This is a genomic window from Streptomyces sp. NBC_01591 (assembly GCF_035918155.1).
In the GTDB taxonomy this organism is placed as follows: domain Bacteria; phylum Actinomycetota; class Actinomycetes; order Streptomycetales; family Streptomycetaceae; genus Streptomyces.
In genome coordinates, this window is sequence record NZ_CP109327.1 from 1,367,586 (window position 1) to 1,383,035 (window position 15,450).

Here is a 15,450-nt window from a genome sequence, read left to right on the forward strand (position 1 = left end):
CCCGTCAGACGATCGGTTCGTGGACGGTGACGAGCTTGGTGCCGTCCGGGAAGGTGGCCTCGACCTGGACGTCGTGGATCATCTCGGGCACCCCGTCCATGACGTCGCCGCGGCCGAGCACCTTGCGGCCCGAGGCCATCAGCTCGGAGACCGTACGGCCGTCGCGGGCGCCTTCCAGCAGATGGACGGTGATCACTGCGACCGCCTCGGGGTGGTTGAGCCGCAGTCCGCGCGTCCGGCGCCGCTGAGCCACATCGGCGGCAACATGGATGAGCAGGCGTTCCTGCTCGTGCGGGGTCAGTCGCATGCTTCCACCTCACAGTCCTGTGCCCAGTTCCGTCCCTGGGCGCGGCGAGGCATCAGCCGTGTTCAACGCGGTCGTTGAACAGCGAGCCGCTGACTCGCGCGAGGTAGTGCATGTTAGAACCGGAGTTTTTCCGGCGCGTTAACTCCGGCGTGACAATTCCGGCGCGTTGATTCCGGCGCGTAAATTCCCGCGCATCAACCGGCCGACGGCAGTTGCATGGCCATCAGGCCGCGCAGGCCGTTCTCCAGCACCTCGGGTTCGGCGTCGCCGAAGAGCGCCATCTGGGCGAAGAATCCCTGCGCGACCGCCATCATCGTCCGCGCCACATGGTCGGCGGGTACGTCCGCCCGCATGACTCCCGCCTTGCGGTATCCCTCGACCACGTCCGTCCAGACGACCCGCATGGCGCCGTACCCGTCGTCGAAAGTGGCGGCCAGGCTTTCGTTGCGCATGGTCTCGGACCAGACCTGCACGATCAGCGAGGCGAACTGCCGCCCGTCCAGACCGCACACCTCTCCCGAGAAGAGCCCGCGCAGCACCCGGCCCAGCAGCACGTCCGGCGCCGGTGGCGGAGTGGTGTCCGCGGCTTCCCTGAAGGCCCGCCGAATGCTGGTGAACGCCTCGTCGGCGATGGCCTCGATCAGCTCCTCCTTCCCGCTGAAGTAGCGGTAGACCGCCCCGGCCGACAGACCGACCTCCTTCAGCACACCCTGCATCGATGTGCCGTGGAAGCCGTCGCGCGCGAAGCAGCGCGCCGCGCCGTCAATGATCTGCCGGCGGCGGGCGTCGAGGTGCTCCTGGGATACACGGGCCATGCCCCAAACCTAAAACGAACGTTCCTTCTTGACACCCGAACTGCTGCCAGCGCCGGTCGGGGCGATCGGGCAGCTGATGCCGCCGGGTGCGGGCGGCTCACTGCTGCGGTCGGTCGCGTTCTTCGACGGCAGCGGTGCGGGCGGCCCGCTGCTCACCCTCGCACTGTGGGCGGCGCTCGGGCTGGGCGCGGTGCTCATCGGCGGCCGACGACGAACACAGCCCCCGCCGGTCGCACCTCAGGCACGCATCCCGGAGCCGGCCCTGGCGGGCTGACCCCGCACCCGGACACGCCGTGTACCCCCGTCACAACGGACGGGGGTACACGGCATTCCGGCGTCGCGCACCGCCGGACGTAGCTCACCTGCCCGGCTCGTCGTGCCCCCTGTGCTCCGCCGCGATACCGAAACGCCGCCGTTCGCCGGGAGCGGACACCGAGGAGCCGATCGAGGAGACCGAACTGATCACCTGCTCCTCGGCGGCCGCCTCGTCCTTCTCGAGTCGCTCCAGGTCAGCGGCCGAGACGAGCGCCACCAGCGGCTTGCCGTGCCGCGTCACGACCACGCGCTCGCCGCCGTAGACGACACGGTTGATCAATTCGGCGAGCTCAGCTCGGGCTTGCGTCACCGGAATCTCGTAGGCCATGCTCCCTAGCCTATGTAATGTCCGCCGTGGTCCGTAGCGACAGCGATTTCCCAGGTCAGAGGCTCTCGTGTGCTCCCGTGCGCTCTCGTCTGTGAGAGATGTGTGAGACGAGGTGAGACGAAGAGTTTTCTGGTTGCCCCGAATCCTGGCGGGTCTCTGCGGGGATCGACGCCTCACATGACGCGATCGGGCTGGTGCAGCCAGACGTCCTGGCCGTGAGGTCTCCCGGCCAGCCCGAAGGCGTCGGCAGGCGGCTCGGCATCTGCTGACCTGCCTCGCAGAGGCACGGCCTGGTGCTCGTCGTAGGCGTAGGTCTTGGCTGTGCCGCTGTTGACGATGACGGAGGTCAGGGTGTGGGGCTGGCCGGTGCCGGAAGCGTTGACGGCAGGGTAGCCGTAGCCGGTCTTGGTGTCGCCGGTGGCCCTGTGCTCGGTCTGGGTGTCGCGCAGGCCGCCGGGCTTGTAGGTCCAGCTGGTCCAAGTACGGGGCTGGCCCGCCAAGGGCGGACGCCGCGCGGGTGGTGGTGCAGTCGTTGGAGGACGGGGTCCAGGCTTCGGTCAGACGGCGGTAGCCGTCGTAGGCGAAGCACTGGGTGTCCTCACCGGAAGTGGCATAGCAAGAACAGCAGGTCAGACGCAGCCTCACGCTCACGGAGAGTGACTTCCACGCATTCGGAGCGTCATGGCCGAAATGGGTCAGCCTCGCTCGAACACCCTTTCCGCCCCGTCGCGTCCCCGCACCGACGCGGCCACCCGCCACATCGACCACAGGTCTGCCCACACGGCACCCGACCCACGGGGAACTTCACGCTTTGCGAACCCAGAACAAACCCCGTGAACAACCCCGGCCAGGGTCGACGAAGCACATAGGGGCACCCCCAGCAGCACTCGGCAAACCGGAGGTGCCGACCGTCCGGTGGGGACGGCTCAAACGGTGAGGCTGCGCAGCCGCGCCAGGACGGCTTGCCGCTCCTCGGTGTCGTCGCTCCAGCCCTGTGCCCAGGCGAGCGCCGAGCCGCCCCCCGACTCCCGCAGGTGCGGGTCGGCTCCATGACACAGCAGCAGCTCGACGAGGGGCAGGTTGGCCTTGGCGGTGGCTGCGGCGAGTGGCAGTCCGCTGCGCCACCCCCGGGATTCGGCGTTGGGCGAGGCCCCGGCCGCCAGGAGCAGCTCGGCACAGCGGTTTTCGCCTTGGACGGCGGCGAGATAGAGCGGTGTGGCTCCGTCAGGGTCGCGGGTGTCGGGATCGGCCCCTTGGGCGAGGAGTCGCTGGAGAAGGCCGACTCGTCCGTCACCGGCAGCCGCGGCAAGCCGCTTCGGCAGCTTCTTACGCTTTCTGTTGTTCACGTGTTTCCACAGGCGCGGGGCCTACCGCCTGGAGCTGCGGAAGGTGCAGTGGTGCGCCCGGTACCCCTTTCCGTACTTCTTGCTGATCTGGGCCTGTACATCTCGCTGGGCGGACTTTTCGGCCTCCGACTTGCTCTTCCCCTTTCCGTTGCCCTTGAGCTGCTTGTCTCCGTGGTCGCCACTTCCGATCTTCTCGACACCACAGACGGCGGTGGAGTACCACGCCTTGGGCTTTGCCATGATGGCGTCGGAGGCTTCGGCGGTTCCGGTGAGGGCGAGCAGAACGCATGCCACTGCCGCGGTCCAGCAGGCGATGGACTTCTTCACGGTGCCTCGCTTTCGGTCGGTGGTGGGCGTGGGGGGCGCCCGGCGGACACCATGGCATGCGCAGAGGATGAGATTGTGCGGCCGTTCAAGGCTGGAGTTGACGCGCGGAACGGTTCTTCGCCCGTTGTCACGGGGGTGGGCGACTCCTACGGGGCGTGGTGGTTTCACACCTTCGCGTGAGGTGGACCGAGGGGCCGTTCGCATTACCTCGGGCCGAGAGCCCGCGACCAAGGCCGCGGCCGACTTTGCCTGACTGGTGGGACTGCCGTGACAGCGGCGTGGGACCGCATAGGAACGTGGTCGCAGTCGCACACCCCCACGTCGCGCGCGGCGCTCCGACCGCCCGCGACCTGCGATCAGTTGGGCAGTGCCGAATCACGCCGCGAGTACGACGACGCGGTCCGGGACGTCCTCGACGCGCAGGGCGCTCGCCCAGTTCGCCGGCTCCCCGGTGAGGGAGCCCGTGACAGCCGTCACCGGGGGTCCGAGGGATCCACCAGGGCGCACGGTACGGGCAGGGCGCCCGGCAGGACGTCCACGGTGAGGCGGGATCCGCAGTCCGCGATCAGTTCGCCGTCGTGCTCGAAGCAGAGGGGCTGCCCGTCGGTGCGTTCGAGGACGACCCTGCGCCCCCTGGTGTACACCGTGCCGTCGAGGCCGACGTGCGCACCCGTGCGCAGCAGCTCCGGGACGTCCGTGGCGGGGACCTCGGCTCCCATCACGCAGACGTCGAGCAGTCCGTCGTCCAGGACGGAGTCCGGCAGGACGAGGAACTGCCAGGACCGTTTCTCCCTTGTGGACCACGATCCCGTCGACGGTGACACGGCCCGGGAAGGGGGTGTACTGCGCCGCCGCGTGGTCGAGTCCGGCCCGCAGCCGGTCCTTGCCGCGCATCTCGATGCCTCGGGCGCTGCGCAGCACTTCGGCGGTGAGGCCGACTCCCGCGCCGAGCACGATCAGCTCGCCTTTGCATAGGTGGCCCAGAGCCTGTCAAAGATGGGGCGCACGATCTGCTGCTGCTCGGTGGTCAGGCTGACATCTTCCTCCACCAGCCGGTCGAGGAGCTCCTGCCAGACCAGTTCGGCATCGTCAAAGGGCATCTCCTCGTCGTACTTCCAGGTGTCGAAGGACAAATCGATTCCTTCGAACCAACCTTCTTCGCCCTCACCATCGGTCCACGGGTACATCGGGAGTGTTGTCGTCATGAGCGGAATGTACTTTGCCGCGCTGACAACACTGGTGATCACCAGCACCGCACGATCGCTGGCATCGACATGATCTCGCAGCCCGGGACGCAGCCCGCGTTCTCCACCTTCCCGCACCGGCCATACCGCCGGAGGGCGTAGGACCCTCACACCCGACACAGCAGCCGCCTGACCGAACCACTCAACCCAGCTGAATAGCTACGTCGAGATCGTCATGCGGCATGCGTAGTCGCGTAGGACGGCGAGGAAGCCGGCTTCTTCGACGTGTAGGTCAAGGACGATGGGAAGGGTGTTCGTCAGTCGCCGATCCTGATGCATGGGCAGGCCGGGATCGCCGGGTCAGTCAATTCGCAGACTCCGCTTCCAGTTCGAACCATCGAACTCCATTACATCCTTGGGCCCGATGGACCACATGATCCCGTCGGCCGCGCTCAGGTGATAACAGGTCTGCGGAACGTCGTCTCCGAAATCGACGGGCTTGAGCTTGCCGTCCTCGAGTCGATAGACGAAATGGGTGGAAGACACGTACAGCTGTCCATCGAAAACCTCCATGCCCCAGAGGTCTTCTTTGGTGCTTTCATGCTCGATCACTTCCCATTGATCATCGCGTCCCCGAAGCAAGGTGCCGAGCTGGCCGCAGGCATAGGCAAAACCGTCCGACGCGCAGCGAACTTTGTAGAGCGCCAGGTTGGTCGGACTGTTCTGCTGGGTGAAGAAGGAACCGTCATACTTCCAGATTTCACCTTCCCAACCGACCGTGTATATCTCCTGTTCGCTGAACCCATCGATGGACTCGAAGCTCGTGTCGGTGATCGGGGTGTCACCGACTTGGGCGCTCTGGTCAATGCATTTCCACTGATCTTCGCCATCGCGAACATAGGCCTGCCGGCAGGTTCCTACGGCATAGGCTCTACCTTTCGCGATACCACGTACTTCACGAAGAGGGCCGCGCTTCCTCGGATCCACTCCGCAGCTTGCGATGGATGCCTCTTCCTTTACAGCGCCGCCACCACTAGCTTGTACCGATCCATCGGTGCCCAGCACCAGGTAACGTTCGGTCGGCACATGGCAGACCGTTCCGGAACAGGCAAGCCATTCCACTGTGCCGGCGCCCCAATTTCCACGATCCAGAGAGAACAGTAGCGAATCTGTGTAACCTTCGCTGACAGCGGCATCGTTCGCGATAATCAAATAGCTGAGATCTGAATAGCGAACGACTCCAGTACCAATGCTGAGTCCGCTGAACCGTGGATCTCGAGTGTCCATTTTGGTCTCCTGATGTGAGTAAATTAACGGTCAGACTCGCTAAGGGCTGTCCCGTAAATGCCCTTCGCCGTCTGTGTCGACGAAACCTTGGATGCGTCGCGAGGCAGTTTGAGTGGCGGCAGGCGTCAGAGGCTCTTCCTTGCGGCTCCTGCGGCTTGACGTCAAGCTCACGCAGATTGTTCAGCAATCCCTGCGATCCAGCACTACGGAGCGATTCAGCGGTGCCGCACTTCGGTCATCCAGCGCCCCGGCAGTCTGGCGACGCGACAGCGCAGCACAGAGCTGCCGGGAATTCCGGCCGTCATCTCATCGGCGTCTTCGACGTTGGCGGCGGCCACTGACAATCGGCCCCCCGGCCGACGCCCGGCCGCCCCCGGTCATGCACGGTCCAGCCATTCCTCCAGCGCGTCCGGGGTGTCGGGGAGCCCGTACTCCGAGGACAGGCGCATGCCCAACTGCCCCGACGTCCAGATCCGGTCACCGGTCAGCAGCGCCCGCAGCATCGCGTGCTGCCAGGGCGTCAGCGTGTCCGCGCTGCCGGGTTCGGCATCGCCGAGCGCGAGGACGACCAGATCCGCGGCCTCTGCCCATGGCACCCGGTCCTGGTTCTCGATACCGGCGATGGCCCGTCCGGCCGCGTCCAGTGCGGCGTCCCGGGAGGCGGCGGGCAGCCGGTGGAGCGTCGGGACGATCAGCTGTTCCGGGGAGTTGAAGCAGAAGCCGGTCCTGGGCTCCATCCCGTACTCCTCCGGATCGACACTGATCGCGCCCAGCTCCCCGACCAGCACGTCGATGGCCGCGGCCGGGACATCGGGGGTGGCGATCCTGCTCAGCGCCACCGCCGCCGCCCAGCGGTCGGGGTCGTCCACGTCGGCGAGCATCCGCTCCAGAAAGGCCGTGTCGGACCGGTCCCCGCAGGCGCCCGCCAGCAGCCCGATGGCGATGAGCACCGTCGTGCGGTCACTTCTGGGCAGCGGGCTTCGGACGCTCAGCCGGCGCAGCGCGGGCAGGATGTCCGCCGCCCTGCCAGGGAACCAGGCCAGGAGATGGGCCGCCTCGCCCGCGACCCCCGGGTCCTGGTGGTCCAGCAGCGGCACGATGACCGGCACGCCCGCTGCCACGGCCGCATGGGTGGCGGCCTCGAGTTCCCTGTCCTGCTGCGGCCAGTCCGCGAATCCGGCCTCGTCGTAGCCGTCCGGCAGCAACTCGACCTCATCCTCGCCGACGACCAGGTGACGCAGGTAGACCAGGACGCGGGCCGGGTGAGGGGTGGTCTCCTCGGCGAGCATGTGCAACAGGAACGGCACGGCGTGGAGCGTGGCCTCGTAGACGCTTCCCTGGTGGTAGAGGTTGGACCACATACGGTCCCACGCCTGTGTCCGGCGTTCCCCGTCGCCGCGGACCAGAACGCGCAGCTGCTCCGGGACGTCGGTCGCCGGGCCGTAGGCGTGCCGGAGTTCGGCCCAGGGCACCTGGTCGAGTTCGTCGAGTGGGCGGGTGCCGGGCGACGGTACGGCGCGGTCGGGTCTCACCGGGCGCTCCCCGGGGCCTCGGGTGCGGCGGTGCGCTGGTCCTGGCGCCACCGCTGGAACGCGGGCTGGGCGGCGAGGTCGCCGAAGTCGCCGAAGTCGCCGAAGGAGGGGTCACGGGTGAGGACCCGGTCGGCCACCCGGTAGGCGTCGTCGGTGCGGCCGAGGGCGAGCAGGACGCGGACCTGGGTGTCGCGGACGAAGTCGTAATCCGGCCCGGCGGCGACGGTCAGCGCCTGCTCGACGGCGGCGAGCGCGCGCTCCGGCTCGCCGCCGTGCAGCAGATGCCAGGCCAGGGCATTGCCTGTGCGGCGTTTGACTTCTTCCTGGAAGGCACCCTCGTCGGTGAAGTGCCAGATCTGTCCGGGTATCAGGGAGAGCGCCTGCTCGGCGTACCGGATGAGTGTGGCGGTCAGCCGGGGCCGGTCGGCGTCCGGTGCGTTGTCGACGAGTTGACCGAGGGCGTCAACCAGGCCGTAGAGGGCATAGAGCTGGTCGTAGTCGGAGTGGCAGGCGCCGGGGACGCAGAGGGTGAGGGCCTCCTCGAAGTCGGCTGCGGCTTCCTGGTGGTCCTTCGCGAAGAGCTTGCCGCCGCCGGTCCTGACCAGGGCGTGCACGGACTGCCAGTTCGGGTCGTGGACGACCTCCTTGGTGCCGGTGTCCCGCAGGTCGAGCCGGGTCCGCGGAAACATCGCGCGCAGACGCTCCAGCGTGGGCCGGTCGAGCTTGGTGTACCGCAGGCCCGCGAACTCGAGCCGGCGCAGTCCGAAGAACGACTCTGGAAGGGTGGTGAGTTCGTTGAACGACAGGTCGATGTGTCGCAGGTTCGACAGGTGGGTGAACGCGTCGTCGGGCAGCGCGCGGAAGGCGGTGCGCGCCTTCCGGCCGTCGAACGTTTCCTTGCCCCAGCGGTCGATCTCCAGGTGTTCGAGGGTGGTGATGCGCCAGATGCCGGAGAGCAGGTCGCGGCTGGGCGGGGGCTGGTTGGAGCCCGAGGCGCTGCCGCTCAGGCGCAGGACGCGCAGCCGGGGCAGCCGGGCCAGGTCGGGCAGCCGCGTCAGTCGGGCGGACAGGGAGTTGCGCAGGTTGAGTTCCTTCAGTTCGGTCAGGTTCAGCAGCTCGTCGGGGACGGAGGCCAGCCAGACGTACGACAGGTCGAGCGTCCTCAGTCCGGTCAGGCGGGTGACGATCGGGGGGAAGTCGACCCCGTCGCGGTAGTAGCGGCCCTGGTGCTGGCGGGACAGGTCCAGTTCGCGCAGCGTGTGCAGCCGGGCGAGCGTGTCGGGGAGCGGGCAGGTCAGCCGTGCGGCGCGCAGCACCTCCAGGCGGTCCAGGTCGCCGAGGGAGTCCGGCAGGGCTGTGAAGGCGTTGTCGGAGATGTCCAGCAGCCGCAGGTTCCGCAGCCGGCCGATGGACTCGGGCAGCCCGGTCAGCTGTGTCCCGGCCAGGTGGAGTTCTTCGAGGGCGGCCAGCTCGCCGATGCGCGGGTCGATTGTCTTGAGCTCGGCGTTGCCCTCCAGGGAGAGGACCCGCAGGTTGGGGAAGGAGAGGAGCTGCTCGGGGAAGTGCCTCAACTTGCGTCCGGACAGGTCGAGTCCGGTCACCTCCTCCGCACGCACCAGCAGCGCGTCCAGCTCCTCCAGGGCGGCCAGATGGCTCGGCCGGACCCCGGCGCGCAGCACCTGCCGCCCCTCGCGCAAGGCCTCCTCGATCTTCCGCGCGTCAGCCGTGCCGTGGTCGTCGAGGAGTTCGGGCAGCAGGACGGTGCCCAGCTCCACTTTGGTGAAGTCCACCGGGCAGTTGGTGTAGTGGGGGTCGGCGACGAGCAGTGCCTGCGGCTGCTCGGCGAAGGTCATGCCGAAGTACGACATGCTGATGATGATCCGGGCGCGGGTCCGCCCGCACACCACGAGCCAACCGCCGTCGTCCCCGTACGAGCCGCAGATGCCGCCCGCCACCTCCAGGTCACCACGCACCACCACGTTGGGGCAGCCGGACAACAGCACGTTGCGCGCCCGCAGAGCCCCGGTGACCAGGAAGAAGTTGCTGCCGAGGTCGTCCCACCAGGCCAGGTCACCGTCGACGGTCAGATCACCGTCCACGACGGTGTTGTACGGCACCCAGTCGCTGTCGCCCTCCGGCTCCAGGTGACCCGCGACATGCAGACCGCCCTCGTACAAGCGGATCTCCTGCTCGTCGGCGAAGTCCACGTACGGGTAGCCGACATCGGCGGAGACCCGGAACCGCTCCTCCGCCTCCTGGGCGCTGATGAGGCGGTACCCCACCGGTGAGTGCACCGTTGTGAGGGCGGGGGGTACTGACGGGCCGCTCTGGGTTTCGTCATCGGCCATCTGCGGTTGCTCCGTGGGGTGAAGTGCCCGGTAAGGCGGATTCGGTGGGGGAAGTGCGAGGCGCGGTCGGCTGGGGCGAGCCGCCAGGCCGACGGGTACATGCGCTCAGTGGGCCTCGGCTTGCGCGTCCGTGCGGAAGACCGGCAGACCCTCGCGGAGCCGGGCGAACAGCAGACCCCGGTCCATCATTTCCTCGTCCTCGTCCTCGTCCTCGTCAACGGCGAACACCTCGTCCACCAGCAGCTCGCGCAACTGCTCCTGGACGCTGTCGCCGTACCCCTGCTCGAAGTCGTCCAGGTCGAAGTGGAGCTCCGCTTCCACCGAGGCGATCGTCTCGTGCTCGTCCTCGATGACCAGGCGGGCGCGGATGGTGCCCGCCTGGAGCGTGTTGTCGTTGTAGTCGCCGTAGACGACATCGGCCTCGATGTCTCCGTCGACGGACATCTCGCCGTTGGTGAACACCCCTCGGGCCGTCACCCCGCCGCGGATGGCCACCACCGAATCCGGGCCGCAGTCCGCCAGCACGCCTTCGACCGTCAGCGAGCCGGTGACCACGAAGGGGGCCACCACATCCAGGTCGCCCTTCACCACCAGGTCGCCGTGATGAAAGAACGGCGTGTCCACCCGCTGGTCGCCGACCAGGGTGCGCGTCGCGCCCGTCCGGCCGAGCGCCCTGGCGCACAACTCGGGAAGAAGCGGCAGATGGTCGGGGTCGCAGCCGTCGCCCAGTTCGGCGACGAAGTCCTGGTAGCTGTCGAAGTCCGGCTCCACCAGCGTGGTGAGCCAGCCGCTGTTGTCCGGGATCCCGGCGGCCTCACACACCTCGGACAGCTCGGTCCGCATCACCCCGGCCGCTTGCCGCAGCGCCTCCATGTCGATGGGCAGCGGCCCGCCCTCCACCACGGGATACCGCACATGCGCCGGGGCACCCGCAGCCTGAAGCAGGGACACGATCTCCGACCGTGCCTGCCGCTGCTCCATGCTGTACTCCGGCAGACGCAACGCGATCCCCAGCGGAGTCCGGCCGAGGCCGTTGACCGCGGCGTTGTCGGCGCCGCGCTCCAGGAGCAGCTTCACCAGCCCCGGTCGCGCCGAACGAACGGTCGCGTGCAGCGGAGTGTCTCCGCGATCGTTGACCGCGTCCGTCGGTGCGCCGTGGTCGAGCAGGAAGGCGTAGAGCGGCGCGGCCACGCATCTGTGGTGGGCGAACGACCTGCCGGTGGTGAAACCGCTCGGGCCGTCCAGCCGGGCGCCGTGCTCGACGAGCAGCGTCAGTATGTCCACCGAACGCCGCACCACGGCCGCCGGATCGGAGTCGCTGAACGCCACGGCCCACCCGGCGGGCGGGACACCGTTCTTGTCGACGGCGTGCACATCGGCGCCGCACTCCAGCAGCGCCCGTACGACCTCCGGGCACGGCAGCGGGCCGTCGCTGTTGTACGGGGCCTTCACCGCCCGGTGCAACGCGGTGGCGCCGTCCTCGTCGCGCGCCGAGACATCCGCCCCGTCCGCGATCAGGGAACGGACCAGGGTGGCCTGCTCCAGGGCGTCGCCGCCATGGGCAGGGGTGACAGCAGCAAGAAGGGATTCACTCATCGATTCACTCACAGTGAGGACCATAGGACGTGCCTCTGACAGTGGGCCGGGCCTGCCGGCCTTCACCACGTGGGGCACATCAAAGTCGGCCGTAGGCCGCGATCAGGCCGGTTCCGCGAGTTTCCGTAGCCGATTGGGGAGTTCTACTGATGCCCTCGCCGGACGTAGTAAGGAAATCCCCACGTACTCGGCGCCCACGGGCCGAGGTCGGGACCGGGGAGGGCCCGGGGCCGGTCCGGGAAGGACGATCGGTCGGCACAGGGCGCCGCGTCCCGGTCATATCCCGTTGGGGAACGGATCCTCCTGCCGGGCGCGGTCGAGCATTCTGCGCAGGAACTCCACGAAGGGGATGCCGCCGTCCATCCGGTCCGGCTCCTCGTCGTGGTACCAGACGTGGACGCGGTCGTCACCCTCGTGCTGGAGCGAGAGCAGAACGAAGTTCGCGTACCCGTCATGGCCACTTCCACGTCGAGGTCGAGCACGTCCGGACGCTCACCGCTGCGGTAGAGGGCCGCCGCGCGCAGCCCGAGTGCGGCCATCGAAGGCGCCGCGTGCCGCGCCCCCTTCTCCACCTGCTGCCCCGCGTACTCCCAGCCGCTGAACGCGTCGTGACGGCTCTTGTCGCGCGCCTCGGCGAAACAGCGAGCCGCGTCGAACGGCGGCACCGCAGCCAGCCAGCACGGCCCCCGGTCGAGCCCCTCGGTCAGATGGTCCGGATTGACCCGCGCCCGGGTGGAATACACCTTGCCGCGCTGCTCCTCGGTCCACGTCACCGGCCACACGTTCCTCCCACAGCAATCCGCAGCAATCGAACTGGTTTCCCGCACCCGCACCGACAGTCTGGTCCGATGGCACTCCGACGTCCCGTCGCCCGTCCCCTGTCGAGCGAGGCTCAGTGAAACTACGCAACTCGACCCGCACTCCACGGCACGGAGGCCCTCCGGGACGCTCGGCCGAGGAGCGTCCCGGTCCGCGTCCGGCCGACGGCACTGGTCACGAGGGCGGCGGCGTGCCCGGTGCCGTAACCCTGTGGCGGGCCACCAGGGTGGCGAGGGCCGCGCGGGACGGGACGCCCGTCTTGCGGTAGACGCAGGCGATGTGGCTCTCGACCGTGCGCGGACTGAGGCAGAGCCGGGAGGCCACGGCCTGGTTGGTGAGACCCTCTGCGACCAGTTCCGCTATCTCCCGTTCCCGTGAGGTCAGTTGGGCCAGCCCGGCGGCCGGTCCGGACGGCTCCGCCGACCCGTCCGTGTCACCCAGCACCTCCGGACGCTGCTGGTCGGCCAGGGCGACCAGCAGCGTGGCCCCGCCCTCGGCGGCCTGCCGACGGGCACGGCGCCACATGGCGGCCGCGCCGGCGCCGTCACCGGCGGCCCTGGTGAACGCGGCGCCGAACAGCAGGCTCTGGGCCTCCCGGAGGGTCGCCCCGGACAGCGCGCTCTCCCGGGCGGCTTCGGCGAACGCCCGTCCAGCCGCGGCCGGGTCCCCGCGGTGCGCCTCGATCCGGCCGAGGGCGCGCAGCGCCGCGGCCCGGCGGGTCGGCAGGTCGAGCTGTTCGGCCTCCTTGAGGGCGCGTTCGGCCGCGTGTTCGGCTTCTTCCGTCTCGCCGACGGCCAAGGCGGCGGCGACGAGCAGTTCCAGGAACTCGGGCCGCAGCGAGGGCTGCAATCGGGGCAGGTCCCTGCCGCCGCCCGCGTCCAGCAGGACGTCCCGTGCGCGGTGCGGGTCACCGGCGCCCATCGCGGCGAAGGCGAGCAGAGACCGTGCCAGCGTGGACCACCAGCTCTCGCCCGTGCCCTCCGCCGCTGCCGCCGCCTCCTCCGCGGCGGCCAGGACGTCCGGATCGCCCGGCGGGCGGGCCTGCATGAGGAACAGGGACCGGATCGCGAGGGTGAAGCCGAGCAGTTCGCCGCTGCCCAGGGCACGGGCGATGGTCGCGGCCTCGTCGGCCAGCTCCAGCGCCGTGGTGACCCGGCAGGTCAGGAAGTGGGCGTACGCCTTGCACAGCAGGAGCTGCGACAGGACGTAGAACCGGCCGGTCCGCCGGGCGATCTCCGCACCGCGGTCGCTGTGCCGCTCGGCGTCCGTGTACCTGTCGAGCATCACCTCGGTCCAGGCCAGTCTGACCAGGGGCTCGCACAGCCCGGCGAGGTCGCCGTCGGTGAGCGCGTCCGCCAGCCCCGCCGTGGTCCGGGCGAGCCGACGGGCCTCCGCCGTGTCACCCTCGTACGCCTCGCTCATGGCGGCCAGCGTCAGGGCGCCCATCTCGCCGAGTCCGTCACCCAGATCGCGGGCGCCGCGCAACGCCTCGGCCAGTTCTTCCCGTACGTCGGGGAAGCGGGCGACGAACTGCGCGCGGCAGCACCATTCGATGACGAGACCGATCCGCTGGGACGGTGACGGCCCGGGCCTCCGGTCCAGTTCGCGGCGCAGCAGCGCGTCGGCCTCGGCGTAGCGTCCGAGCTGACGCTCGATGACGGCGCACTGCACGACGGCGGAGGTACGGAGCGCGTCCTCGCCGTCCTCGCCGTCCTCGTTGCCGGCGGGCATGTCGATCACTCGGTGGAAGAGGTCTCTGCTCTTCCACAGCGCCCCGGTCGTGCCGAGCGCCCCGGCGCGCATCAGCATCAACTCACGGCGTTTGTCGAGGTGTCCGGGGGTGTTGGGCAGGATCGCGAGGACGGCACCGAGCCAGTGGGCCGAGGCGGCCGGGGCCGTCACGGCGGTCTGTCCGGCGGCGCTGGTCAGGATCGCGGCGGCCTCCGGGTCCCAGCCGGTCAGTGAACGCTCGATGTGGTGCGCCCGCTCGGCGAGGGGTGCGCCGGCCTCGGCCAGTTCGGCCGCCGCCCTGCGGTGGAGCTCCTGCCGCCGCCAGGGATCGGTGCTGTCGTGGACCAGCGCCCGGATCAGCGGGTGGCGCAGTGCCAGACGGCGTCCGGCCTGGTCCGTACGGATCAGATCGCGGCGCATCACCCCGCGCAGGGCCTCGACGACGTCGGGGACGGGTGAGCCGGTGAGAGCGGCGATGAGGTCGGCCGTGGCGTGGTCGCCGAGTACGGCGGCGGCTTCTACGGTGCTGCGCTCAATTGGGTCCAGAGGGGCGAGTTCGTCGAGTAGTAGTGCTTCCAGGCCCGCGGGCGGACCACCGTCCCGGACCGGGGGCCCGGGCAGCCGGGCGGTGCGATGGGCCGTCAGGAGCGCCAGGAAGTACAGCGGGTTGCCCTCGCTCGCGGCGTACATCTCGGCCGCACGCTGCTGCGGCAGGTCGCGGGCCAGTTCCTCGACGCAGTCCCGTTCGTCGAGCGGGCCGAGAGAGATCCGCAGCACCGCGCCGGTGTCGGCCCCGCGCGCCAGCGCCGTGGTGAGCGCCGCCGGGGCCTGGCGGTCGCGGCGCGACACGACGAGCAGGAAGGGGGCCTTCACGGGGTGCCGCACGAGGTGGTCGACGAGTTCCAGGGACGCCGGGTCCGCCCAGTGCAGGTCGTCGAGGACCACGACGAGCCGCGCGCCCCGGATGCGGCGCAGTGCGTCCGCGGTGGCCCGGTAGAGGCAGAAACGGTCCCTGTTCCACGGCTCGCCCGAGGGCTCGGCCCTCCCCCGCAGCACCGGAAGGAGCTCCCGCAGCGACGGGAACACTCTGAGCACCCGCTGGTCGAGGTCGGCGAACGCGTCGGCGAACGGCTGGAACGGGCTGTGCCGTTCGTACTCGGTGGCCCGGCCGCGCAGCACGGCCGCCCCGCGGCGGCGGGCGAGCGTACTGAACTCCGCCAGCAACCGGCTCTTGCCGATACCGGCCTCACCGGTGATGTCGACGAGGGCCGGGCCACCGGCTCCCATGTGCTGCAGGGCTGCGTCGAGCCGGCGGAGCTCGGCTGACCTGCTGACGAACGGCACGCTGTTCGTGCGCCTGCCCGATCCCCTGTACAACTCAACCACCACGATCTCCCTCGGAACGAACGCCGCCACGGCACGCCAGGGCCCCGGTGGCAACGACACGGGGCTGGGCGACTGTCGCTGTCAGGCAGCGTTCTACAGCACGAGTACGACAACGCTGCCCCTTTGTGG

Annotated in this window: 14 protein-coding genes and 1 pseudogene; 1 reads left to right on the plus strand and 14 read right to left on the minus strand. The window is 69.4% G+C overall.

What is annotated here, in order from left to right:
- Window positions 1-4: 4 nt before the first annotated feature.
- Together OG978_RS06445 and OG978_RS06450 are read right to left on the minus strand one after the other, a co-directional pair.
- A complete protein-coding gene (locus OG978_RS06445) occupies window positions 5-307 on the minus strand; it encodes an urease subunit gamma (RefSeq protein ID WP_326764256.1) in 303 nt (100 codons plus the stop codon).
- A gap of 194 nt (window positions 308-501) precedes the next feature.
- Window positions 502-1,122 carry a TetR/AcrR family transcriptional regulator gene (locus tag OG978_RS06450; protein WP_326764257.1) on the minus strand — a complete coding sequence of 207 codons (621 nt, stop codon included), beginning with the start codon at window positions 1,120-1,122 and terminating at the stop codon, window positions 502-504.
- A gap of 34 nt (window positions 1,123-1,156) precedes the next feature.
- Here OG978_RS06450 and OG978_RS06455 point away from each other — a divergent pair.
- Window positions 1,157-1,396: pseudogene (locus OG978_RS06455) on the plus strand (ABC transporter permease); the annotation flags it as partial.
- A gap of 84 nt (window positions 1,397-1,480) precedes the next feature.
- Here the strand turns inward: OG978_RS06455 and OG978_RS06460 are convergent.
- From OG978_RS06460 to OG978_RS06515, 12 genes are all read right to left on the minus strand, one after another.
- Entirely contained in the window at window positions 1,481-1,765 is a 285-nt protein-coding gene (locus tag OG978_RS06460; protein ID WP_326764258.1) for a type II toxin-antitoxin system Phd/YefM family antitoxin, read from the minus strand.
- Window positions 1,766-1,938: 173 nt separating this feature from the next.
- The gene (locus tag OG978_RS06465; RefSeq protein ID WP_326764259.1) at window positions 1,939-2,265 is read right to left on the minus strand and encodes a hypothetical protein; all 327 of its coding nucleotides are present in this window, start codon (window positions 2,263-2,265) and stop codon (window positions 1,939-1,941) included.
- A gap of 426 nt (window positions 2,266-2,691) precedes the next feature.
- Window positions 2,692-3,111 carry an ankyrin repeat domain-containing protein gene (locus OG978_RS06470; RefSeq protein ID WP_326764260.1) on the minus strand — a complete coding sequence of 140 codons (420 nt, stop codon included), beginning with the start codon at window positions 3,109-3,111 and terminating at the stop codon, window positions 2,692-2,694.
- A 21-nt stretch (window positions 3,112-3,132) separates the two neighbouring features.
- Window positions 3,133-3,438: a hypothetical protein gene (locus OG978_RS06475; protein ID WP_326764261.1), complete on the minus strand. Its 306-nt coding sequence runs from the start codon at window positions 3,436-3,438 to the stop codon at window positions 3,133-3,135.
- Window positions 3,439-3,911: 473 nt separating this feature from the next.
- Window positions 3,912-4,262 (minus strand): hypothetical protein, encoded by a 351-nt coding sequence (locus OG978_RS06480; protein WP_326764262.1) that lies wholly within the window; start codon window positions 4,260-4,262, stop codon window positions 3,912-3,914.
- 132 nt (window positions 4,263-4,394) lie between these two features.
- Window positions 4,395-4,760 carry a hypothetical protein gene (locus OG978_RS06485; protein WP_326764263.1) on the minus strand — a complete coding sequence of 122 codons (366 nt, stop codon included), beginning with the start codon at window positions 4,758-4,760 and terminating at the stop codon, window positions 4,395-4,397.
- Window positions 4,761-4,982: 222 nt separating this feature from the next.
- Window positions 4,983-5,909, minus strand: a complete 927-nt coding sequence (locus OG978_RS06490) for a hypothetical protein (protein ID WP_326764264.1) — start codon at window positions 5,907-5,909, stop codon at window positions 4,983-4,985.
- Between the two features lie 377 nt (window positions 5,910-6,286).
- Complete coding sequence (locus OG978_RS06495; RefSeq protein WP_326764265.1) at window positions 6,287-7,441, minus strand: hypothetical protein; 1,155 nt, start codon at window positions 7,439-7,441, stop codon at window positions 6,287-6,289.
- Complete coding sequence (locus tag OG978_RS06500; RefSeq protein ID WP_326764266.1) at window positions 7,438-9,789, minus strand: leucine-rich repeat domain-containing protein; 2,352 nt, start codon at window positions 9,787-9,789, stop codon at window positions 7,438-7,440. The genes OG978_RS06495 and OG978_RS06500 overlap by 4 nt, the downstream gene beginning before the upstream one ends.
- A 105-nt stretch (window positions 9,790-9,894) precedes the next feature.
- Window positions 9,895-11,397 carry an ankyrin repeat domain-containing protein gene (locus OG978_RS06505; RefSeq protein ID WP_326764267.1) on the minus strand — a complete coding sequence of 501 codons (1,503 nt, stop codon included), beginning with the start codon at window positions 11,395-11,397 and terminating at the stop codon, window positions 9,895-9,897.
- 131 nt (window positions 11,398-11,528) lie between these two features.
- Entirely contained in the window at window positions 11,529-12,158 is a 630-nt protein-coding gene (locus OG978_RS06510; protein WP_326764268.1) for a hypothetical protein, read from the minus strand.
- A gap of 220 nt (window positions 12,159-12,378) precedes the next feature.
- Window positions 12,379-15,321 (minus strand): helix-turn-helix transcriptional regulator, encoded by a 2,943-nt coding sequence (locus OG978_RS06515; RefSeq protein ID WP_326764269.1) that lies wholly within the window; start codon window positions 15,319-15,321, stop codon window positions 12,379-12,381.
- Window positions 15,322-15,450: the final 129 nt, after the last annotated feature.